This window comes from Sphingomonas sp. EC-HK361, assembly GCF_902498785.1.
Classification (GTDB): domain Bacteria; phylum Pseudomonadota; class Alphaproteobacteria; order Sphingomonadales; family Sphingomonadaceae; genus Sphingomonas.
On the sequence record NZ_LR701494.1, the window covers coordinates 301,463 to 322,758 of the forward strand.

The window sequence follows — 21,296 nt, forward strand, 5'->3', positions numbered from 1 at the left end:
GGTGCCCGGTCACTCATCCTTATGCGCCGTCGGTGCGGGGCCGTGCGCGGAGCTCGTCGCGGATCTCGCGCAGCAGCACAACGTCGGCCGGATCGGCGGCGGGCGCCGCCTCGGGCTTCGGCACCACCCGGTTCACCGCCCGGATGATGAGGAAGATGATGAAGGCGACAATGACGAAGTTCACCGCCTGGGTGATGAACTCGCCATAGCCCAGCAGCGGCACGCCGGCCTTCTTGAGCGCGGCATAGTCGCTCGGCGACCCGGTATAGTTTGCCGGCACCTCACCCAGCCGGACGAAGTAACTGGAGAAATCGAGACCGCCGAACACCTTGCCGATGATCGGCATCAGCACATCGTCGGTCAGCGACGTGACGATCTTCCCGAACGCCGCACCGATGATCACCGCGACCGCGAGATCGAGCACGTTGCCGCGCATGATGAAGGTCTTGAACTCTTTCAGCATGATCGAACTCCCCGCTGGTCGATGTAGCGACGAAGCTACAGTCCGATTTCCTCTTCGCCAAGCGGTTCGAGTGTCCTATATGGGTGAGACAGGCCGGCATCGACGGCCCTACAGGAGGACTCAATGAAGACGTTCCGTGCTCCGATCGCGATCACGCTCGCCGCCACGCTCGCTGGCTGCGGCATCAATAGCGTGCCGACCGCCGAAGAGAACGCCAAGGCGCGCTGGGCCGATGTCCAGAACGCGTATCAGCGCCGCGCCGACCTCATCCCCAACCTCGTCTCAACGGTGAAGGCCGCGGGCGCGCAGGAAAAGGATATCCTCGTCCAGGTGACCCAGGCCCGCGCCGGCGCCAATGCGGTCAAGCTCTCGGGCGACGACCTGAAGGATCCCGCCAAGGTCGCGAACTACGAGCGCGCGCAGAGTGCGGTCACGCTGTCGCTTCAGCGGCTCCAGGAGGCGTATCCCGAACTCAAGAGCCAGGGCAACTACACGACGCTCATGAGCCAGCTGGAAGGCACCGAGAACCGCATCTCGATCGCGCGCGGCGACTACAACAACGCAGTGCAGGCCTACAACACCCGCATCCGCACCTTCCCCGACGCGGTCGGCGCACGCATATTCTACGGTGCGAAGCCGATGACGCCGTTCCAGGCGACCACGCCGGGCGCCGAAACCGCGCCGAAGGTCGATTTCGGCGGTAACGGCTAAGGTCCGATCCTGATCGGGCGGCGTGTCCTGGTGCGCCGCCCACCCCTTTCGGACGGAGAAAACGACGTGTCCTTCGACAGGCTTCGCGCGCACCGCGCCTTCTGGGTGATCGCGCTCGTCCTCGCCTTCTTCACTCTGCCAGCCACCGCGCAGACCTTTCCCAAATTCACCGGGTTCGTCGTCGACGACGCGCACGTCCTTTCGCCCGAAACCGTCCAGGCGCTCACCGCAAAGCTCGACGCGCTCCAGAAGGACACCAAGCGCCAGCTCGTCGTCGCCACCATCGCCGATACGCAGGGCTATCCGCTCGAGGATTACGGCTACCGGCTCGGCCGCGCCTGGGGCGTCGGCTTGACCGACGTGAACAACGGCGCGATCCTGTTCATCGCGCCCAACAATCCCGCGGGCCAACGCGGCCCGCGGATCGAGGTCGGCACCGGTCTGGAACCGATCCTCACCGACGCGCTCTCCAGCGTCATCATCAACGACGACATGATGCCGAAGCTGAAGGCGGGCGACATCAACGGCGCGGTGACCGCGGGCACCGATGCGATCATCGGCCAGCTCCGCGCCTCACCCGAGGAAGCGAAGGCCCGTACCGACGCCGCGATTGCCGAGTTCGATCGCTCCCACAAAGCCCGCCGCTCCGGCAGCGGCGGCATCCCGGTAGGGCTGATCTTCTGGGGCATCATCCTGTTCTTCGTGATCCTGCCGATGCTCTTCGGCGGCCGGCGCGGGCGGCGCTACCGCGGTGACGGCGGCGGCATGTTGCCCGTCGTGCTGTGGTCGATCGCCAACGAGATCGGCCGTGGCGGCGGCGGTGGCGGCTGGGGTGGCGGTGGAGGCTCCGACGGTGGCGGAGGCGGCAGCTGGGGCGGCGGCGGCTTCTCCGGCGGTGGCGGCGGATCGTTCGGTGGCGGCGGCGCCTCGGGGAGCTGGTGATGCGACTGACGCAAGCCGATCACGACCGCGTCACGTCCGCGGTCACCGCTGCCGAGGCGCACACCGACGGCGAGATCGTCACGATCGTCGCGCGTCGCTCCGACGCGTATCACGACGTCGCGCTCCACTGGAGCATCCTCGCGATGCTGCTCGTCCTCGCCCTCCTCGCCGCCTTCCCCGCCGCGATCGAGCATCTGCACGCGCTCACCGGCGACCCCTGGACCGACCACATCTCGATCCGCGCGACACTGACGATCGCGCTCGTCGTGCTGGCCGCGGCCTTCCTCGTCGCGCGCGTCATCTTCGCCTGGCGCGCCCTGCGCCTGGCGCTGACGCCGGCCGCCACCAAGACCCGCCGCGTCCGCGCCCGTGCCCTCGCCCTGTTCCGCGCCGGCGTCGAGAAGCGCACGGTGGCAACAACCGGCGTGCTGCTCTACCTCTCGATCGAGGAGCACCGCGCCGAACTCATCGCTGACGCCTCGATCCACGATCGGGTATCCGAGGACCACTGGGGCGCGGCAATGGCCGCGCTTGTCACGGCGGTGAAGGACGGCCGCCCCGGCGACGGCATGGCCGACGCGGTTACCGCGATCGGCGTCGTCCTCGCTGAACATTTCCCCCGCAGCGAGGGCGACGTGAACGAACTTCCCGACAGGCTGGTCGAATTGTGACCCTTCGACCGGCTCAGGGCGGGCGGCCCGAAACGATGTGGGAAGGCCGCTTCATCAAGGTGGTGAAGGACGGCCGCTGGGAATATGCCGCCCGCAATCGCGGCATCGAAGCCGCGGTCATCCTCGCGATCGACGCCGAGGATCACGTCATCCTCGTCGAGCAATTCCGCGTGCCGCTGGGACGCAACTGCCTGGAAATTCCCGCCGGGCTCGTCGGCGACGATACCGCCGGCGAGCCGATCGCCGAGGCCGCCAACCGCGAGCTTGAGGAAGAGACGGGCTACCGCGCCGACCGAATCGAGGAACTGGGCGTCTTCCACGCCTCCCCCGGCATGGTCAGCGAAGGCTTCACCCTGGTCCGCGCGCACGGCCTCACCAAGGTCGGCGAAGGCGGCGGCGATGGCGATGAAAACATTACCGTCCACCGCGTGAAACGCTGCGAGGTGCCCTCCCTTGTCGCGGCGAAGCGCGCAGAAGGATGCGCGATCGATGTCAAACTTCTGTTGTTGCTGGCGGAAACGCTGCTGAACCCTCACACCGCCGGGTAGAGTTTGCCCCCGGTCATCGGCTCCGGCGCTCCCGTGGTGCTGGGGAATGTGATCGGCAGCCCCCGCACCGCCCGCGCCGCGACATAGGCCATCATTTCCGCCTCGATGAAATCGCCGCGCAGTCCCAGCGCATCGGCATCATCGCATTGCCCGACGCGCTCACGCAGGGCCTGCATCAGCACCGGATTTCGCCGGCCACCCCCGCAGATGACCCAGCGCAGCGGCGGCTCGGGAAGGCGGCGGGTGGCAAGCGCGACCGCCTCTGCGGTGAAGGCGACGAGTGTCGCCGCCGCGTCCTCGATCGACAGCGCGTCGACGGCCTCCATGGGAAAATCATACCGGTCGAGCGATTTCGGCCCGATTCTGGTGAAATAGGGACTCGCCAGCAGCGTCTGCAGAATCCCGCCATCGACCCGCCCGGCAGCAGCATGGCGGCCGTCCTCGTCATACCGTCCCGCGCCCCGCGCCTGCATCACCAAGTCGATCAGGCCGTTCCCCGGCCCGGTATCGAAGGCGAGCATGTCGCCGCCCGCAGTCAGCGCAGTAACGTTCGCGACCCCGCCGATATTGAGGAAGGCGACCGGCCGCTCCGCCCCGACATAGCGCGCAAGCGCTTCGTGATAGATCGGCACCAGCGGCGCGCCCTGCCCGCCCGCGGCAATGTCGGCCTGCCGGACGTCGCCGACCACGTCGATGCCGAGCGCATGGGCAAGTGCGAGGGGCGACCCGATCTGCACCGTCAGCCGCCGTTCCGGGCGGTGAAGAACGGTCTGGCCGTGAAAGCCGATGAGATCGATTCTTCCGGCGTCAGGCTCGGCAAGCAGGCGCCGCGCGCAACGGACATGCGCATCGACGACCAGCGCATCCGCCTCGACCAGCCGGGCGGGATCATAGGCATCGGCCGCGAGCGTCGCTTCGGTCGCGGTCTTCAACAGCGCACGTTCGTCGTCCTCGAACGGCATCAGCAGCGCGGGGCCGAAACCGGTCACGACCTCGCCGTCGGTTTCGATGATGGCGGCGTCCACCCCGTCCAGCGAGGTACCGCTCATGAAACCCAGCACGCGCATCTCGTTCTCCTCACCCGCTCCCTCGCGACTTGGCGCGGGCGATGCAAGTCGGCATGAGCGAAGGATGACGCCGGAACTTGGAATCATCGAGGGCCGCTTCGGCCGAGCATGGACGTGGGAGGATCGGGCGGCGGTGCTCGGCATCCTCGCGCCGGCAGGCTATCGCTTCTGGCATTACGGCCCAAAGGCAGACGCCCATCTGCGCCGCCGCTGGCGCGAGCCGCATCCGCGCGCCGAGGCGGAGGCCATCGCCCGGTTCGCCGATCTCTGCCGGCCGCGCGGCGTCCGGTTCGGCATCGCGCTGACCCCGATGGACGCGAGTCACCCCTTCGACGCCGACACGCGGGCTACGCTTGCGCGCCGAGTGGCCGAGCTTGCCGCACTGGGAATCGACGATCTGGCAATCCTGTTCGACGATCTGCGCGGCGACCTGCCCGGGCTTGCGTCAGCGCAGGCCGACATCGTTCATGCCTGTGAAGAGCACGCCCGCGGCGCGCAGCTGTATTTCTGCCCGACCTATTATTCCGACGACACGGTGCTGGACCGTGTGTTCGGCGCTCGGCCGGCGGATTATCTTCCAGATCTGGGCCGGCGGCTCGATCCGTCAGTGCGCATTTACTGGACGGGCGAGGAAGTCTGTGCGCGGGAGATCCGACCGGGCCACTTGCAGGATGTGGAGGAACGGATCGGGCGACCGGTCTGCCTGTGGGACAATTACCCCGTCAACGACGGCGCGCGCATGTCGCAGCATCTCCATCTTCGCGCCTTTACCGGGCGCGACGCAGGCAACGGCGCGCACTTGACGGGCCATGCGATCAATCCCTCGATCCAGCCGCTTCTGTCCTGCATTCCGGCGCTCACCTTGCCGATGAGCTATGCACGCGGCGCGGAGTATCGCTACGGCGCAGCGTTCCGCGAGGCCGCGGAATCCGTCGCTGGCCCGGCGCTCGGCGCGCGCCTGGAAGCGGACCTGCTCGCGCTGCAGGATGCCGGGCTGGGCCGGCTGCCGGACGCGAAGAAAGCCGCGCTGACCGAAATCTACGCCGCCTTCGACCATCCCGTCGCGCGCGAGGTGCTTGGCTTCCTCGCCGGCGCCGACACGATGACCGACGAAGAAGTCCAGACGCAGTAGCTATTTCTTGATCAGCCCGATCTCGACCAGCCGTTCGTGAAGGTAATCATGGGCGGTGATCGGCTGCGGATAGCGGTTCGGGCGATCTGCGGTAATGCAGCCGGGCAGCGTCTCGATCAGGAAATCGGGCGCGGGGTGCAGGAAGAACGGCATCGAATAGCGCGAATGACCGCGGCGCTCGGGCGGCGGATTGACCACGCGGTGGGTGGTCGAGGGCAGGACATGGTTGGTCAGACGCTGCAGCATGTCGCCAACGTTGACGACCATCGCGCCTTCGGGCGGCTTAACCTGAAGCCAGCGCCCGTCCCGATCGAGCAGCTCGAGCCCGGCTTCCTCGGCACCCAGCAGCAGCGTGATGAGGTTGATGTCCTCGTGCGCGCCGGCCCGCACGCCTTCCGCATCGGCCGGTATCGGCGGATAATGGAGCAGGCGGAGCACCGAGTTGCCGTCCTTCACGGCCCGGTCGAACCAATCTGGTGCGAGCTTCAGATACCGTGCGATCGCGGACAGCAGCTTGTCGCCGGCAGTATCGAACGCTGCGAACAGCTCGAGGAAGGTGTCCTTGAACCCCGCCGGCACGGTCGGCCAGATGTTCGGCGACATGACGTCGGCAAAGCGATGCCCCGCGGGAAGCTCGCGACCGACGTGCCAGAACTCCTTCAAGTCGACATGCTTCGCGTCCTTCGCGATTTCGGTCTTGAACGGAGTATAGCCGCGTGCGCCGCCGCCGCCGGCGACGTGATAGCCGCGCTTTTCCGCTTCGGGACGTGCGAAGAGCTCTTCGGTCTCGCGCCACGCGCGCTCGATCAAAGCCTGCGGAATGCCGTGGTCGGCGACGATCGCGAAACCGAATCGCTGGAAGGACGAGCCGAACGCCTGGGCAAAGCCGTCAGGATCGGAAGCCTGATCGCCGAGCGACAGCGTCGGAACCTGGGCAGTGGGGGTATCGAGCATGGGAAAGTCAGTCCGTCCAAAGCGACAAACATCGACCATAGGCGCTCCCGGCGTCGGAGCCAATCGCCGGGTGCGCCTAGAGCGACTTGCCCGAGCGACCGGCCAGATCGACGATGTATTGCCAGGCAACGCGCCCGGAGCGGCTGCCGCGCCGCGTTGCCCAGGCGACCGCCTCGCTTGCATCGAACGGCAGGCCGTTTGCTTCCGCATATCCGCGCACGATCGCGAGATAGCCGTCCTGATCGACGACGTGAAAGCCAAGGCTCAGTCCGAACCGATCGGCGAGCGCGAGTGCATCATCCACAGCATCGCGCGGATTGATCGCGCTTTCCTGTTCGGCGATGTCGCGCGGCACCAGATGGCGGCGGTTGGCGGTGACGACCAGCCGCGCATTCGATGGTCGCGCCTCCGCCCCGCCTTCGAGAAGCGAGCGCAGCGCGCGGGCATCCGACGGCGCGTCAAAGCCGAGATCGTCGACGAACAAGACGAATGCGCGTCGGACCCGCGCGATCACGTCGAACAATCGCGGCAGCGTCGCCAGCATGTCGCCGCCAGTTTCGATCAGCGCGAGGTCGCTGGTCGCCTGAAGATGCCCGACCGCCGACTTGACCAGCGCGGACTTGCCCGTCCCCCGCGCGCCCCACAGCAGCACGTCCTGCGCGGCAGCACGGTGCGCCAGTCGGTCGAGATTGGCGATGAGCGCATCGCGCTGAGCGTCGATCCCCTTCAACGCGTCAAGCGGCTGCGGCCGGAAATCGCGCGCCACGGTGAGCGCACCATCGCGCCATATATAGGCCGGATACGCCAGCGGATCGGCGGGGGGTGCCGGCGGCGGCGACAGCCGTTCAAGTGCCGCGGCAATGCGATCAAGGGCGTCCGACATCGCCCGAGCCTTATCGAAGCGCGGCCCGCAACGCCACCGCCGCGGCGCGATCGGCGAACCGAGGATCGGCGAGCGCCACGTCGATGGCGATGCGCGCCTTGGCATCGCGGCGGGCATCGGCGAGAACCTGCGCTTCGTGCCAGCGGATGGAGGGATCGCGCGGCGCGATCGTCGCGGCTTTGCGGAGCAGTTGCAGCGCCTCGCGCGGCCGGTCTGCCTGATACGCCGCCCAGCCATAGGCATCGACAACGGCCGGGTTCATTGGCGCCAGGGCATAGGCCGCGCGGCCATAGGTCATGGCGATGGTCGCATGTCCTGCACCGGCATAAGCGCGCGCGAGCGACGCCAGCAGCGCCGCATCGCGCGCGCCGAGATCACGCCGCAAGCCTTCGAACGTTGGGATCGCGGCATCCCAATCCTGCGTATCGAGCTGCAGATTGCCGACCATCCGGCGCGCCGCGACGCTCTTCGGGTTCTGCGAAAGATACAAGGCCAATACCTGTGCGGCGCCGGCCGCGTCGCCACTCCGCGAACGGGCATCGACGAGCCGCAACATCGTCTGGAGGTCGAAGCGAAGATCGGCAGCACGCGCATAGGCCTGCGCTGCCTCGGCCATGCGACTCTCCGCCGCCAGCGTGTCGCCGACGAGCAGATGGGCTTGCGGCGCGCCGGGGCTGACCGATGCGATCGCGCGGGCACGAGCGAGCGCGCCGGCCTCGTCGCCCGCCTCCAGCAGAGCGCGGATATAGCCGACGGCTGCAGCAGGATCGCCGGGGTTCTCGGCCATCTGCCCGGCGTCGACCGACGCGTCGTCATCGGTGCCGAACGGCACGGAGCTGACGCTCCCTGACAACGCCGCGCGATCGAAAAAGCGCGCTGCCCAGTTCGGCTCGCCGGTCGCGGTGAACGCGCGGGCTATCAGCGAGAGTGCATAGGGATCAGCATCGCCGCGCAGACCGATCGGGCGCAGAACCTCCAGCGCGCCCTTCGGATCGCCCGATTTGAGCAAGGCCGCGCCCGCCAGCCGCCGCGCCTCGATGTTCATCGGCTGGCGTGCGACGAGATCGCGAAAGCGCGCGACGGCCTGCTCGTAGCGCCCCTGCGCATAGTCGATTGCACCGGACAGCAGCATAACGCCGGGAACGTCGTCCTCCTCGCCGCCGGTCTTGTCGAGCATCGCCTGGGCGAGGTCCCATTTCCCGGCGCGCGCCGCGAGAACGGCCTGCAGATACAGCGCCTCTCCGCTTCCCGGCCGTGCGGCAAGCGCTCGCCGCGTTGCATCGAGCATTTCGGTGTAGCGCCCCATATCGCCCAGCGTCGCGGCCGCGGCGATGAGCGCTGGATGAAAATACGCATCCCGCGCGAGCGCTGCTCGAAACCAGGGCAGCGCGGCGGTCAGGCCATATTGGCTGCGCGCCGTCTCCCCGCGAAGCACGAGCGCGTCGAGGTTCGCGCCGTCGAGGGCCACCGCACGCGCCGCCGCCGCGGCCGCACCGCCGACGTCACCGGCCGTCAGTCTCACCCGTCCAAGATCAGACCAGAGCCGGCTGTCGGACGGGTTGCGGTCGGACAGTGCCGTGAGACGCTGCAGCGCTGCCGGATAGTCGCCCTGATCGGCCAAGGCGCGGGCACGCGCTCGCTCGGCATCGACGTCGCCAGCGGGTGCCTTGCCTGCTTCCGCCAGCGCGCGATCGGAGTCGCCCTGCAACCGGGCAGCCTCGGCGAGCAGGCCTGCGGTGGAGGCGGGGCTGGCTCCGGTGGCGCGCGCGCGCATGACTGCGCCTTCGGCGGATGCGCCCTCGCCCAATCGGACATAGGCGCGAGCAAGCGCGACATACGCAGCGATCATTTCAGGACGCTGCTCGATCGCGGACTGGGCCTGTGCTCGCGCGGCATTGTAGTTGCCGGCCGCAAGCAGCTTGCCGCTCAAGGCCAGTGCGGTTTCCGGATCGAGACGCTCGGCCTTTCGTGCCAGATGCACGATCGCCGCGACGAGCGCGAGGCTCACCAGCGCGACAAGCCCCAGCCGCAGCGCACGCGCCGACGGCACCCTTGACCAAAATCGCCGAACGCGCGAACGCCGCCCGCCCCGGAGCATCGGATATATCGCGCTCGCGTCAGCCATGCAGATCGTAAGCCTTGAGCAGGTCGTAGAGCGTCGGCCGGCTCACCCCGAGCAGCTTCGCGGTGTTCGAGATATTCCCTTCCGCCCGGGCCAGCGCATGCCGGATCACCGCGCGGTCGGCGACTTCGCGCGCGGCGCGCAGGTTGATCGGCAGCGCGGCTCCATCGGGTAACGCGAGGTCGAGATCGGCTGCGGTCACCAGCTTGCCGTCCGCCATGATGACCGCCCGTTTCACGCGGTTTTCGAGCTCGCGGACGTTACCCGGCCAGCCCCAGCCATCGATCGCGGCGCGCGCATCGGGGGCAAAACCGCTTACCGTTCGCCCCATCTCGCGCGCGTGGCGGTCGAGGAAATAGCGCGCGAGAAGCAGCGCATCGCCCGCGCGCTCGGCAAGTGACGGGATGCGAACGACGATCTCGGCCAGGCGATAGTAGAGATCCTCGCGGAACCGTCCGTCGGCGACCATCGCATCGACGTCCTGATGCGTCGCGCAGACGATCCGCGTGTCGACCGCAATCTGCCGCCGTCCGCCGATCCGCTCGATCGTGCGTTCCTGAAGGAAGCGAAGCAGCTTCACCTGAAGCGGTAGCGGAATGTCGCCCACCTCATCGAGGAACAGCGTGCCGCCATTGGCCTGCTCGATCTTGCCTTCGGTCGTCTTCACCGCGCCCGTAAAGGCGCCCTTTTCATGCCCGAACAATTCGCTTTCGAGCAAAGTCTCGGGGATTGCGGCGCAATTGATTGCGACGAAGGCGCCGACGCGACGCCGGGACGAATCGTGCAGGCCGCGCGCGAGCAGTTCCTTGCCGCTGCCCGATGCGCCCAGCAGCATGACCGAGACGTCGGCAGGCGCCACCCGCTCGATGGTCCGCGTGACCGCGAGCATCTCGGGCGCCGCGGTGATGAGGCCGCCGAGCTCCTTGCCCGCATCTCGCGCCGCCAGCCGCCGGTTTTCCGCCTCCAACGCGTGGACGTGGAAGGCCCGCGCGACGATCAACCCCAACGCATCGATATCGATCGGCTTCGCGTAGAAATCCCAGGCACCGTCGGCGATCGCCTGACGCGCGCTATCGCGCGCGCCGTGCCCGGATGCCACGATCACCTTGGCGTCAGGCTTCAACGCCAGAATTTCGGCCAGCGTCGCAAACCCTTCCGATACACCGTCCGGGTCGGGCGGCAGGCCGAGATCGAGCGTCACGACCGCAGGCTCGTGCAGGCGAACGGCGTCGATCGCCGTAGTCCGATCGCTCGCGACGACGACCTCGTAATCGTCATAGGCCCAGCGGAGCTGACGCTGGAGGCCGGAATCGTCCTCGACGATCAGCAGGATCGGCTTGTCGCTCATGCCGCCGCCTTCTCGTCGCGAGCCATGGGTAGCGTTACGCGGAAGCGGGTGCCTTCGCCTTCGCGGCTGGCCACCGTCACCTTGCCCCCCATTGCCTCGGCAAGCTGGCGTGCCTCGAACGCGCCGATCCCGAAGCCGCCCGGCTTGGTAGAAGAAAACGGTTTGAAGAGCTGTTCGCGCACGAAGACCGCATCCATCCCGCTTCCGCGATCGATGATGTCGATCGTCACGCGTCCTTCGTCTTCGCCGACGACCAGCATCACGGCATCCGTCGGCGCGCTGGCCTCGATCGCGTTCTGGACGAGATGGCCCAGCAGGACTTCGAGCGCGCCGACATCGGCGAACGCAAGAGCTTCACCCTGCCCCGCTGCGGCCACCGGGTGCTGCGCGCGCCGTGACTCCGCAATGCGATTACACAACACGGCAACGTCGATCCGCTCGGGCACGCTTCCGCTACCTCCGTGATGTTGCGACAGTCTGGCCAGCAAACCGTTCATGCGATCCGCGGAATCCTTCAGCGTCGCGATCATGTCCGCCCGAAACGCAGGATTCTCCGCATGTCGTTCGGCGTTGCGCGCGACGAGGGTCAATTGGCTCACCAGGTTCTTGAGGTCGTGCATGATGAAGGCGAAGCGGCGATTGAACTCATCGAAGCGCTCGGCATCGGCGAGGCGGGCGTGGGCGCGGTCTTCGGCGAGGTAGCTCGCGACTTGCCGCCCTGCGAGGCCGAGAAGATCGAAGTCCTCCCAGTCAAGCGCGCGGTCCACAGGCGGCCGGGCAAGTACGATTGCGCCCGCTAGCGCGCCGAAATGGAGCAGGGGAACGATCGCCCACGCATCCTGCTGGTCGATCGCCCAGCTCGGAACGACGATGTGCTCGTCGGCCGGTGCCTCGCCCGCCCGGACCGCGTCGAGCGCGATGATACGAGCGGTGCGCGCCAGATACTCCGCAAAGTCGCTTCCCGCGGCGCCGGCACAATCGCTGGTGCAGTTCCACCGCGCCGCCACGCCCAGCCCGCCGTCATCGGGGGTCAGAAGCAAGGCTGCCGGGGAGTCGGTGAGATCGGCGACCGCTTTCGTCACGCGGGCTTCCAGCGTCGCTTTACCCGCCTCAGGCGCCCCGATGGTGTCGGTAAAGCGCAGCCATTCGTCGCGATAGTCATAGCGGTGGCGATAGAAATGCTTGGCGATGACGACCTTGAGCCACGCGTTGAGCCAAGGGTTCGACGCGAGCGTCAGGATGGCGACCGTCATGCCGCATACAAAGGCCGTCTGTGCGAGCGGCGCGTTGGCACCCGCGACCGAGCCGAGGATCGCGGTGCCGAAGCCGATGACCGCGACGTAGATCAAGACTCCGCCCGCGACGGCCCAGCGCATCGCCATCGTTCGCGAAAGCTGCAGCGTCCAGTCGCCGCCACGGTTCGCGGCGATGCCGAACAGCGGCGCGATCAGCAGCATGAGCGCGCCGCGCAGCGCAACGATCATGGTCGAAGGCGGGCCGCCCGCATAGATTGCGAGCGCGTAGAGCAGGTCGGTTCCCCACAATATGCCGAGCGCGATTGCGACCAGCCGCACGCCCCCACGCTGCACGCCACGGCTCTGGATAACGAGCCGGTGGACCAGGATCAGGGCGCCGGCCGCCGTCATCATGCGGATCGTCTGACGGACGTCGGCAGCGGCGTGCGCCAGGTGCCGCGCACCAGCGCTCGCCTCGATGCCCGCGACACCCATTCCGACGACGGTGAGTAGCCCGAGCACGACGTACAGCGTGATGACCGCGGACCGATGCGGCGCGCGGCGTTCTCTGAACGACAGCGTCGCCATGAAAACGAGCCAGGCAAGATTGAGTACGCCTTCCGCGACCCGCGTGACGAGATCGGCGGGCTCGATGCCGGACACCGCCAGCGCCCACAAGGCGGTCGCGCCGAGCGCTGCGATGAAGGCGATCCGCCCCCCGCCGCCCGCGCGCTGCTTCGTTTCGCGGAGCGCCACGATTGCGAAGGCGAGCGCGGTCAGGGCATGGATCCACACGATCGTTGCCGGCGTCATCGCGCGCCTTCCGGCCAGAGCACCACGCGCAGCGTCTGCAACAGGATCAGCAGGTCGAGGAAGGGCGAGTAGTTCTTCGCGTAATAAAGGTCGTATTCCAGCTTGTGCCGCGCATCCTCGACCGAAGCGCCGTACGGATAGTTGATCTGCGCCCAGCCGGTGATCCCCGGCTTCACCATGTGGCGCTCGGCGTAGAAGGGCAGCTCGCGCTCAAGGTCTTCGACGAATTGCGGGCGCTCGGGGCGTGGGCCGACGAAGCTCATCTCGCCCTTCAGCACGCTCCAGCACTGCGGCAGTTCGTCGATCCGGACCTTGCGGATGAAGCGACCGACGCGGGTGATGCGTGGATCGTCCTCCGCCGCCCACACCGCCTGACCCGCAATTTCGGCGTCCTGGCGCATCGATCGCAGCTTCAGGATATCGAACCCCTGGTTGAACAGCCCCACGCGGCGCTGGCGATAGAATGCGGGTCCCCGGCTTTCGATCTTGATGGCGATGGCGGTAACGACAATGACCGGCAGCGCTATGGTCAGCAGCAACAGGCTGGCGGCGATATCGAACAGCCGCTTGGAAATGCTGGAGAACAGCCGTCCGGACGAGAAACCGTCGGAGAAGATGAGCCAGGACGGGTTGACGGTCTTCAGGTCGATCCGCCCGGTTTCCCGTTCGAGAAAGCTCGCGAAGTCACTGACGAGCACGCCGGTCGTCTTGATCCGCAGCAGGTCCTTGAGCGGCAGCGCGTTGCGCCGTTCTTCCAGCGCAAGGACGACTTCGCTCGCATTGAGCATCACCACATGGTCGGCCAGATTATAGATCGCCCCGCGCCGGATCGCTTCGGGGATCGATGGCTCCCCGTCCGACATCGCGACGAAGCCGACGACGGCGAAACTGGCATTATGCTCGGCCGCGAGGGCTTTAAGCCGCTCTGCGCGCGCGCCGGCTCCCAGAACGACGATACGGCGACGAAAGGCGCGACTCCCCAGCATCCGCCCGAGCAAGACACGCACGAAGATGAGCAGCGGCACCGCGAACAGCATCGCATACGCCAGGTTCGACCGCCAAAGCGTCAGCCCCGGCACCGCGAAGTAGATCACGCTCAGGATCAGCACGCCGAGCGATACCGCAACGAAAATGCGCGCGGTCGCGAAGCGGAGCGATTGGAGCGAACGGGGACCATAGGCGCCGACCGCAACCATCGCGGTCTCGAGCGGCAGCGCAAAGGACAGGAGCTGCGGCACGCGCGCGGTCGTGGCGCCGACCGCGATGTCAATCTGCCAGGCACGCAGGATCCAGCCCGCCTCGCCCGCAATCAGCAACAGCAGCGTGTCGAGCACGCCGAGAATGACGACAGCGTGCGGCACATAATGTTTGAACACGCGGATCACCGCGCGCTCCTGTAAAATGCAGACCGCTGACCGGCCACTGTCAAATCCTCCGACACCTGACCCTGCTCTCGCAGCAATTGGCAAAGAAAGGCTGAACACACCGGGATACGCCCGCGCGATCGGGCGTTTGCCCGACGCCCTGCTGTCGGTTAGGGCGACATATCTTCTCGGGAATATCGAACCTTATGCCGAATGCGCACGCCATCGTCCCCGTCATCCTCTCCGGCGGATCGGGAACCCGATTGTGGCCGATGTCGCGACCCGAAAAGCCGAAGCAGCTGCTGGCGCTGACGGCCGAAGAGACAATGCTCCAGCTGACCGCCCGGCGGGCGTGCGGCGCGCAATTCGCCGCACCGATCGTCGTCGCGAATGCGCGCCACGCCGACGATGTCGATGCGCAGCTCGCCCATGTCGCGACGACCGCGCAGGCGCTGATCCTCGAGCCGATGGGGCGCAACACCGCGCCGGCCATCGCGCTTGCTGCAATCGCGGCGGGCGGCGGCCCGGCGCCGCTGCTCGTCATGCCGTCGGATCACGTCATCGCCGATGTGGACGCGTTCCACGCCGCGATCGCCGCCGCGATGCCGCTCGTCGCCGAGGGTTGGCTCGTCACCTTCGGCATCACCCCCGATGCCCCCGAAACCGGCTATGGCTACATCAAGATCGGCGAGGAAGTCGCAAGCGGCGCCCACAAGGTCGCGCGCTTCGTGGAAAAGCCCCCGCGCGCGGATGCGGAGGCGATGGTCGCGAGCGGCGATCATGCCTGGAACGGCGGAATCTTCCTGTTTCGGGCGGACATCTATCTCGGTGCGCTGGCCAGCTACGCGCCCGACATGCTGGTCGCCGCGCAGCAGTCGATGGACAAGGCGCGGCGCGACGGCCGTCGCATCTATCCGGACGAGGACGCCTTCGCCGCCTCGCCCGCCGATTCCATCGACTATGCCGTCATGGAGAAGTCCGAACGGGTTGCGGTCGTTCCCGTCTCGATGGGGTGGAACGACGTCGGCAGCTGGGATGCGCTCCACGCGATCAGCGCCTGCGACGAAGCGGGTAACGCGACCAACGGCGAGGTCATCAACCTCGATACGAGCAACTGCCTCGTGCGCAGCGACGGTGCCCGGATCGCGATGGTCGGCGTGAGCGACCTGATCGTTGTCGCCAGCGGCAACGATATCCTGATCCTCCCGCGCGGGCGGAGCCAGGAGGTGAAGCAGCTTTTGGAAGCCATGAAGGAACGCTGACCCGTATTACTCGCTCGATCCGTCATCCCCGCGAAGGAAGGGATTCATGACTGTGGGTAGCGTGTCCGTCCGGCAGACATGGACCCCTGCCTGCGAAGGGGCGACAGATCCCGCTTCACCCCATCAGTGCTTCGATCTGGTCCATCGTCTCCTTGAACGTCTGCACGACGGCACGGTACGGTGCCGGCGTCGCCATATCGAGCCCGGCTCTCTTGAGGATGTCGACCGGATAGTCCGATCCCCCCGCCTTCAGCACGCCGAGGTAATTGTCCCGCTCCTTGGCACCGCCCTTCAGGATCACGCGGGCGAAGTAGGACGCGGCGGAGATGCAGGTCGCATATTGATAGACGTAGAAGCTGTTGTAGAAATGCGGGATATACGCCCACTCCGATCCGTAGACGTCGGACACCGCGACCTTCGGGCCGTGATAACGCTTCAACAGATCGAGATACATTGCGGTGAAGGTGTCGCCCGACAGCCCCTCGCCCGCTTCCGCCTTGTCGTGCGCGGCCAGCTCGAACTCGGCGAACATCGCCTGGCGGTAGAAGGTGCCGCGGATGCTCTCTAACTGCTGGCCGAGGTAGAAGATCTTCTCCGCCTTGGTCTTCGCGTTCGCGACCATATAGGCCGCAAGCAGCTGCTCGTTGCAGGTCGAGGCGATCTCGGCGAGGAAGATCGGATAGTCGGCCTTGTCGAACACCTGCGTCTTGTTCGCGAGCAGCGTGTGCATCGCATGGCCCCATTCGTGCGCGTAGGTGCTCATCCCCTCGTAATTCTGACCCAGATTCAGAAGGAGATAGGGGTGCACGTCATACGCAGCGCCGGGGTTCATATAGGCGCCCGATTTCTTGCCGGGGCGGGGCAGCGGGTCCATCCATTTGCCCGCAGTCGCCTTCGCGAACATCGCGCCATATTCGGGGCCGAGCGGCTTCAGCGCCTCGATCGTCGTCGCGCGCATCTGCGTCAGCGAGACCTTCTCGTCGAGCTGCACCAGCGGCGGGTAAATATCGTAATAGGCCATGTCGGGCAGCTTCAGCAGCCGGCGGCGGAGTTCGAAATAGCGGTGGAGTTGCGGCAATCCCGCATTCGTTTCCTTCACCAGCGTCCGGTAGACGGCTTCCGGCACATTGTTGCCCGACAGCGCCATGGCGAGCGATGTCGGATATTTGCGCGCCTTCTTCTCGAAGACATCCGCCTTGACGTGACTGAGATAGGCCGCGCCCAGCGAATTCTTGAACTTGCCGTATTCGCCCCAGAAGGTGTCGAAGACGAGCTTGCGGTCAGCACGGTTGGGCGCGTCGCGGTTGAGCGTGTAGGCCTGATCGTCGAGACGGACCTGCTTGCCGGTCGACAGCGTGACCGTCGGCCACGGAATGTCAGACGCGACGAGCTGTTCGCGAATATCGCTTGGCCCCGAAAACGGCGCGGACGTGCCGGCGAGCAGCATCTCGCCTTCGGGGGACAGGACGTGCTCCGCCTGCCGGATCGCGTCGCGGAGCAGGAAATCGAACCGGGTGCCGAGCGTCTTGTTCGCGGCGATGAACCGCTCGATTTTGGGTTTGCCGAGCGTCAGGATTTCAGGCGTCACCCACGCCGTCGCCTCACCGAAGGCGGTGAACATGTCTTGCGCCAACGCCTGCTTTTCCTGGTTGGCGGCGATCCGGAGATCGGCGTCGGCCTTGAGGCTGGCATAGGTGTAGACGCGCGCGCCTTCGCGACCGAGGTCGGACTGGGCGACGAGCTGGGCGGCGAGCGTATCGGCGCTGTCGCCGAGATGGCCCTTGTTCTTGGCGAGACCGGGAATCGCCGCCAGGACTTTCTTGCGGGCGGCGTCCCAGGCTGAGTCGCTGGGATAGAGGTCCGCCAGGTCCCACGCAGCGGCGTCGGGCGCGGCGGCGCGGTCCTGCGCCCAGGCGGGAAGCGCGGTTGCGGCGGTGGCAAGCGTCGCGGCGACGAGCGCCTGGCGGCGGGTGAGTTCGGTCATGTGGCAGCCCCCAGAGGATTCGTTCGATGAGACAATGTTACGGTGTGCAGAGGGTGTGTCAATTGATTAAGGCACTGGTGACGAGGTGAAGAAAAGGGCCGGCAAGCGGGTGCTTGCCGGCCCTGATCTTTTTTGGACGGTGGCGGCAAAGCCGCCGCTGGACGTCAGCCCGGATCGGCGTCGCCGACCGGCTGGCCGTTCTGATTTTGTGTCGGGAGCAGCTTTGCTGCTCCCGTCCAAAATCAGAAGTCCATGCCACCCATGCCGCCCATGCCGCCGCCGGGCATGCCGGCCGGCGCCTTGTCCTCGGGCACTTCCGAGACGGCTGCCTCGGTGGTGATGAGGAGGCCGGCAACCGACGCCGCGTTCTGGAGCGCGGTGCGGACGACCTTGGTCGGATCGATCACGCCGGCCGAAACCAGGTTCTCGTAGGTGTCGGTCTGGGCGTTGAAGCCCTGCGTCGGGTCGTTGCCCTCGAGCAGCTTGCCCGAGACCACCGCACCGTCGTGACCGGCGTTGGTCGCGATCTGGCGAACCAGCGTCGTCAGCGACTTGCGGACGATGTCGATGCCGCGGGTCTGGTCGTCGTTCGAGCCGGTGAGTCCTTCGAGCGCCTTCGTCGCATAGAGCAGCGCCGTGCCGCCGCCGGGGACGATGCCCTCTTCGACCGCCGCACGGGTCGCGTGGAGTGCGTCGTCGACGCGGTCCTTGCGCTCCTTCACCTCGACCTCGGACGCGCCGCCGACCTTGATGACCGCGACGCCGCCGGCGAGCTTCGCGAGGCGCTCCTGGAGCTTCTCGCGGTCATAGTCGCTGGTGGTGTTCTCGATCTGCTGCCGGATCGCCTCGGTGCGGCCCTTGATCGCTTCGGCATCACCGGCGCCATCGACGATGGTGGTGTTGTCCTTGTCGATCTGGACGCGCTTGGCGGTGCCGAGCATCGAGACCGTGACGTTCTCCAGCTTGATGCCGAGATCTTCCGAGATCATCTCGCCCTTGGTCAGGACGGCGATATCCTCGAGCATCGCCTTGCGACGATCGCCGAAGCCCGGCGCCTTGACCGCTGCGACCTTCAGGCCGCCGCGCAGCTTGTTGACCACCAGGGTGGCCAGCGCCTCGCCCTCGATATCCTCGGCGATGATGAGCAGCGGACGGCCCGACTGGACGACCGCTTCCAGGATCGGGAGCATCGCCTGCAGGTTCGACAGCTTCTTCTCGTGGATCAGGATGTACGGATCGTTGAGCTCGACCGTCATCTTCTCCGGATTGGTGATGAAGTAGGGCGACAGGTAGCCGCGGTCGAACTGCATGCCCTCGACGACGTCCAGCTCGAACTCGAGACCCTTGGCCTCCTCGACGGTGATGACGCCTTCCTTGCCTACCTTTTCCATCGCCTCGGCGATCTTCTGGCCGACGACCTCGTCACCATTGGCCGAGATGATGCCGACCTGGGCGATCTCGTTCGAGCCCGACACGGGCTTGGAGCGTGCCTGGATGTCCTCGACGACCTTGACGACGGCGAGGTCGATGCCGCGCTTCAGGTCCATCGGGTTCATGCCGGCCGCGACCGACTTCATGCCCTCGCGCACGATCGCCTGGGCGAGCACGGTCGCGGTGGTGGTGCCGTCGCCGGCATTGTCGTTGGTCTTCGAGGCCACTTCGCGCAGCATCTGCGCGCCCATGTTCTCGAACTTGTCCTTCAGTTCGATTTCCTTGGCGACGGTGACGCCGTCTTTGGTGATGCGGGGTGCACCGAAGCTCTTGTCAATCACGACGTTGCGGCCCTTCGGCCCGAGCGTCACCTTCACCGCATCGGCGAGGATATCGACGCCGCGCAGAATGCGCTCACGCGCGTCGCGGCTGAATTTCACGTCCTTGGCTGCCATGTGGCTACCCTTTCAATTGCAATGGAAAAACGGCATTCGGTTGACACGGTTGACACCAAGATCGCTGTTTCGCGATCCGGCACCGAAATCAGCCGACGATGCCCAGGATGTCCGATTCCTTCATGATCAGCAGGTCTTCACCGTTGACCTTCACCTCGGTGCCCGACCACTTGCCGAACAGGATTCGGTCGCCGGCCTTCACGTCCAGCGGGGTGACCTTGCCGTCTTCGGCCTTCGTGCCGGTGCCGGCAGCGACGACCTCGCCCTCCTGGGGCTTTTCCTTGGCGGTATCGGGGATGATGATCCCACCGGCCGTCTTCTCTTCCGCCTCGACGCGGCGGACGAGAACACGGTCGTGCAACGGACGAAAGTTCATGCGGTTGCCCTCTTGCTCATGCGAGTTGATATGCCTGGCACTCCCCGGTCGGGAGTGCCAACGGCCGGCATATGTGCACCACCGCATAGGCCGTCAACGGCATGCGCCACTTATTTTTCAGACGCGAGACAATCGCGCGTCACGCCGCATCCAGCGTGCGACGAGAAGCACCGAAACGACGGCAAGGCCAGCCGCCAGGCCGATCCAGATGCCGACCCCGCGCAGCCCGCCGGGAAAGCCCAGGACGATCGATGTTCCGAAGCCGACGACCCAATAGCCGATGCCCGCGATGATCATCGGCACGCGCGTATCCTGAAGCCCGCGCAGGACCCCCGCCGCGACGGCCTGCGCGCCGTCGAAAAGCTGGAACATCGCGGCGACCGCGAGATACTGGACCGCAAGGCCGACGACCGCCGCATTCGCCGGCGCCGCTGGATCGATATAGATGCCGACGAACAGCCGCGGCACCGCCCACATCGCGAGCGCGGTCAAACTCATGAATGCGGTGCCGACGACGATCGCGACCCAGCCCGCCCTGCCCAGCCAATCCCGGTCGCGCGCACCGAAGGCCAGCCCGACCCGGATCGTCGCCGCCTGCGCGACTCCCAGCGGGACCTGAAACGCGATGGCGGCGATGTTCAGCGCGATGGCGTGCGCCGCCACCTCCGTCACGCCGAGCAGCCCCATCAGGATCGCGGCACCGCCGAACAGCCCTGCTTCGAGCGTAAGCGTCAGCGCGATCGGCACGCCCAGCCGGACAATCTCGCCGAACCGCGACCATTCGGCGCGCCACCAACGGCCGAACAGCCGCCAGCGGCGGAGCGGCGGGTCGAACAGCAGGATCGCGACATAGGCGAGCATCATGAAGGCGCTCGTGACCACGCTCGCCAGCGCCGATCCCTCGAGACCAAGCGCCGGAAAGCCGCCATGCCCGAAGACGAGCAGCCAGTTCGCCAGAATGCCGACGCCCAGCGCGGCCGCCGTCACACCGAGCGCCCAGTTCGGCCGGCCGAGCGTCGCGGCGACGGTGCGCATCACCGCGGTCAGGATGCCCGGCAGCAACGCAATCCACAGGATATCGAGAAAGGCGCCCGCGCGCGCGGCGACGCGCGGGTCCTGCCCGGCGAGGCGCAGCACGGTTTCGCCGTGGACGAGGATGAGGATGAACGGCACCGCTGCGAATATGCCGAGCCACATCGCCATGCGGAACGATCGCCGCACCTCGCGCACCGCGTGCGACCGCTGGCCGAGTTCGGCCGCGATGATCGGTGCGCAGGCATTCGTGAGGCCGATCAGCGCCCAGAGGATCAGGCTGTAGAGGAACACGCCGAGCGTCGCGGCGGCGAACTCGATGGTGCCGAGCCGCGCGACGAACATCACGTCGACCGCATAGACCGCCATCTGGAGCAGGTTCGCGCCGACGAGCGGCCCTGCAAGAAGCGCCAGCGCGCGCAGCTCGCCGCGGGTGTCCGCCGAACGCTGGCCGGTCTTGCCGGTCGGGAGGACGACGGGTTCCATCCGCGTCCCCTTAGGGA

The 21,296-nt window shown here is 66.8% G+C and carries 18 protein-coding genes; 6 read left to right on the top strand and 12 right to left on the bottom strand.

Translation table 11 applies throughout. The features are described 5' to 3' along the window. Window positions 1–19: 19 nt before the first annotated feature. A complete protein-coding gene (mscL, locus tag BOS5A_RS08575) occupies window positions 20–463 on the bottom strand; it encodes a large conductance mechanosensitive channel protein MscL (protein ID WP_151954802.1) in 444 nt (147 codons plus the stop codon). A 123-nt stretch (window positions 464–586) separates the two neighbouring features. Here mscL and BOS5A_RS08580 point away from each other — a divergent pair, with 123 nt between their 5' ends. The 4 genes from BOS5A_RS08580 to BOS5A_RS08595 all read left to right on the top strand — a co-directional run bounded on the left by BOS5A_RS08580 (window position 587) and on the right by BOS5A_RS08595 (window position 3,335). Further along, window positions 587–1,174 carry a LemA family protein gene (locus BOS5A_RS08580; RefSeq protein ID WP_151954803.1) on the top strand — a complete coding sequence of 196 codons (588 nt, stop codon included), beginning with the start codon at window positions 587–589 and terminating at the stop codon, window positions 1,172–1,174. Window positions 1,175–1,240: 66 nt separating this feature from the next. Further along, entirely contained in the window at window positions 1,241–2,116 is an 876-nt protein-coding gene (locus BOS5A_RS08585) for a TPM domain-containing protein (protein WP_199857306.1), read from the top strand. Continuing rightward, window positions 2,116–2,787, top strand: a complete 672-nt coding sequence (locus BOS5A_RS08590; RefSeq protein WP_151954804.1) for a TPM domain-containing protein — start codon at window positions 2,116–2,118, stop codon at window positions 2,785–2,787. Before BOS5A_RS08585 ends, BOS5A_RS08590 begins: the two co-directional genes overlap by 1 nt. Before the next feature lie 35 nt (window positions 2,788–2,822). Next, entirely contained in the window at window positions 2,823–3,335 is a 513-nt protein-coding gene (locus tag BOS5A_RS08595) for an NUDIX hydrolase (protein ID WP_151955917.1), read from the top strand. Here the strand turns inward: BOS5A_RS08595 and BOS5A_RS08600 are convergent. Continuing rightward, window positions 3,320–4,402: an anhydro-N-acetylmuramic acid kinase gene (locus tag BOS5A_RS08600; RefSeq protein WP_151954805.1), complete on the bottom strand. Its 1,083-nt coding sequence runs from the start codon at window positions 4,400–4,402 to the stop codon at window positions 3,320–3,322. The genes BOS5A_RS08595 and BOS5A_RS08600 overlap by 16 nt on opposite strands. 64 nt (window positions 4,403–4,466) lie before the next feature. Between BOS5A_RS08600 and BOS5A_RS08605 the strand changes: the two genes are divergently transcribed. Continuing rightward, a complete protein-coding gene (locus BOS5A_RS08605) occupies window positions 4,467–5,534 on the top strand; it encodes a beta-N-acetylglucosaminidase domain-containing protein (protein ID WP_151954806.1) in 1,068 nt (355 codons plus the stop codon). Here BOS5A_RS08605 and BOS5A_RS08610 read toward each other — a convergent pair whose 3' ends face one another. The 6 genes from BOS5A_RS08610 to BOS5A_RS08635 all read right to left on the bottom strand — a co-directional run bounded on the left by BOS5A_RS08610 (window position 5,535) and on the right by BOS5A_RS08635 (window position 14,274). Beyond that, complete coding sequence (locus BOS5A_RS08610) at window positions 5,535–6,488, bottom strand: isopenicillin N synthase family dioxygenase (RefSeq protein WP_151954807.1); 954 nt, start codon at window positions 6,486–6,488, stop codon at window positions 5,535–5,537. 76 nt (window positions 6,489–6,564) lie between these two features. Beyond that, on the bottom strand, window positions 6,565–7,371 hold the full coding sequence (locus BOS5A_RS08615; protein WP_151954808.1) for an ATP-binding protein: 807 nt from the start codon (window positions 7,369–7,371) through the stop codon (window positions 6,565–6,567). A 10-nt stretch (window positions 7,372–7,381) separates the two neighbouring features. Next, window positions 7,382–9,421 (bottom strand): tetratricopeptide repeat protein, encoded by a 2,040-nt coding sequence (locus BOS5A_RS08620; RefSeq protein WP_234419277.1) that lies wholly within the window; start codon window positions 9,419–9,421, stop codon window positions 7,382–7,384. Between the two features lie 67 nt (window positions 9,422–9,488). Continuing rightward, a complete protein-coding gene (gene prsR, locus BOS5A_RS08625; protein ID WP_151954810.1) occupies window positions 9,489–10,841 on the bottom strand; it encodes a PEP-CTERM-box response regulator transcription factor in 1,353 nt (450 codons plus the stop codon). Beyond that, window positions 10,838–12,889, bottom strand: coding sequence for an XrtA/PEP-CTERM system histidine kinase PrsK (gene prsK, locus BOS5A_RS08630; RefSeq protein ID WP_151954811.1), 2,052 nt, complete (start codon window positions 12,887–12,889; stop codon window positions 10,838–10,840). Before prsK ends, prsR begins: the two co-directional genes overlap by 4 nt. Further along, window positions 12,886–14,274, bottom strand: a complete 1,389-nt coding sequence (locus BOS5A_RS08635; protein WP_151954812.1) for a TIGR03013 family XrtA/PEP-CTERM system glycosyltransferase — start codon at window positions 14,272–14,274, stop codon at window positions 12,886–12,888. Before BOS5A_RS08635 ends, prsK begins: the two co-directional genes overlap by 4 nt. Before the next feature lie 185 nt (window positions 14,275–14,459). Here BOS5A_RS08635 and BOS5A_RS08640 point away from each other — a divergent pair, with 185 nt between their 5' ends. Beyond that, the gene (locus BOS5A_RS08640) at window positions 14,460–15,515 is read left to right on the top strand and encodes a mannose-1-phosphate guanylyltransferase/mannose-6-phosphate isomerase (protein WP_151954813.1); all 1,056 of its coding nucleotides are present in this window, start codon (window positions 14,460–14,462) and stop codon (window positions 15,513–15,515) included. Between the two features lie 115 nt (window positions 15,516–15,630). Here the strand turns inward: BOS5A_RS08640 and pepF are convergent, their stop codons facing one another. The 4 genes from pepF to BOS5A_RS08660 all read right to left on the bottom strand — a co-directional run bounded on the left by pepF (window position 15,631) and on the right by BOS5A_RS08660 (window position 21,279). Then, window positions 15,631–17,499 carry an oligoendopeptidase F gene (gene pepF / locus BOS5A_RS08645; protein ID WP_151954814.1) on the bottom strand — a complete coding sequence of 623 codons (1,869 nt, stop codon included), beginning with the start codon at window positions 17,497–17,499 and terminating at the stop codon, window positions 15,631–15,633. Window positions 17,500–17,741: 242 nt separating this feature from the next. Further along, window positions 17,742–19,385, bottom strand: a complete 1,644-nt coding sequence (groL, locus tag BOS5A_RS08650; RefSeq protein ID WP_151954815.1) for a chaperonin GroEL — start codon at window positions 19,383–19,385, stop codon at window positions 17,742–17,744. An 88-nt stretch (window positions 19,386–19,473) separates the two neighbouring features. After that, window positions 19,474–19,761 carry a co-chaperone GroES gene (gene groES / locus BOS5A_RS08655; RefSeq protein ID WP_093003109.1) on the bottom strand — a complete coding sequence of 96 codons (288 nt, stop codon included), beginning with the start codon at window positions 19,759–19,761 and terminating at the stop codon, window positions 19,474–19,476. Window positions 19,762–19,878: 117 nt separating this feature from the next. Further along, window positions 19,879–21,279: an MATE family efflux transporter gene (locus BOS5A_RS08660; RefSeq protein WP_151954816.1), complete on the bottom strand. Its 1,401-nt coding sequence runs from the start codon at window positions 21,277–21,279 to the stop codon at window positions 19,879–19,881. Window positions 21,280–21,296 lie beyond the last annotated feature (17 nt).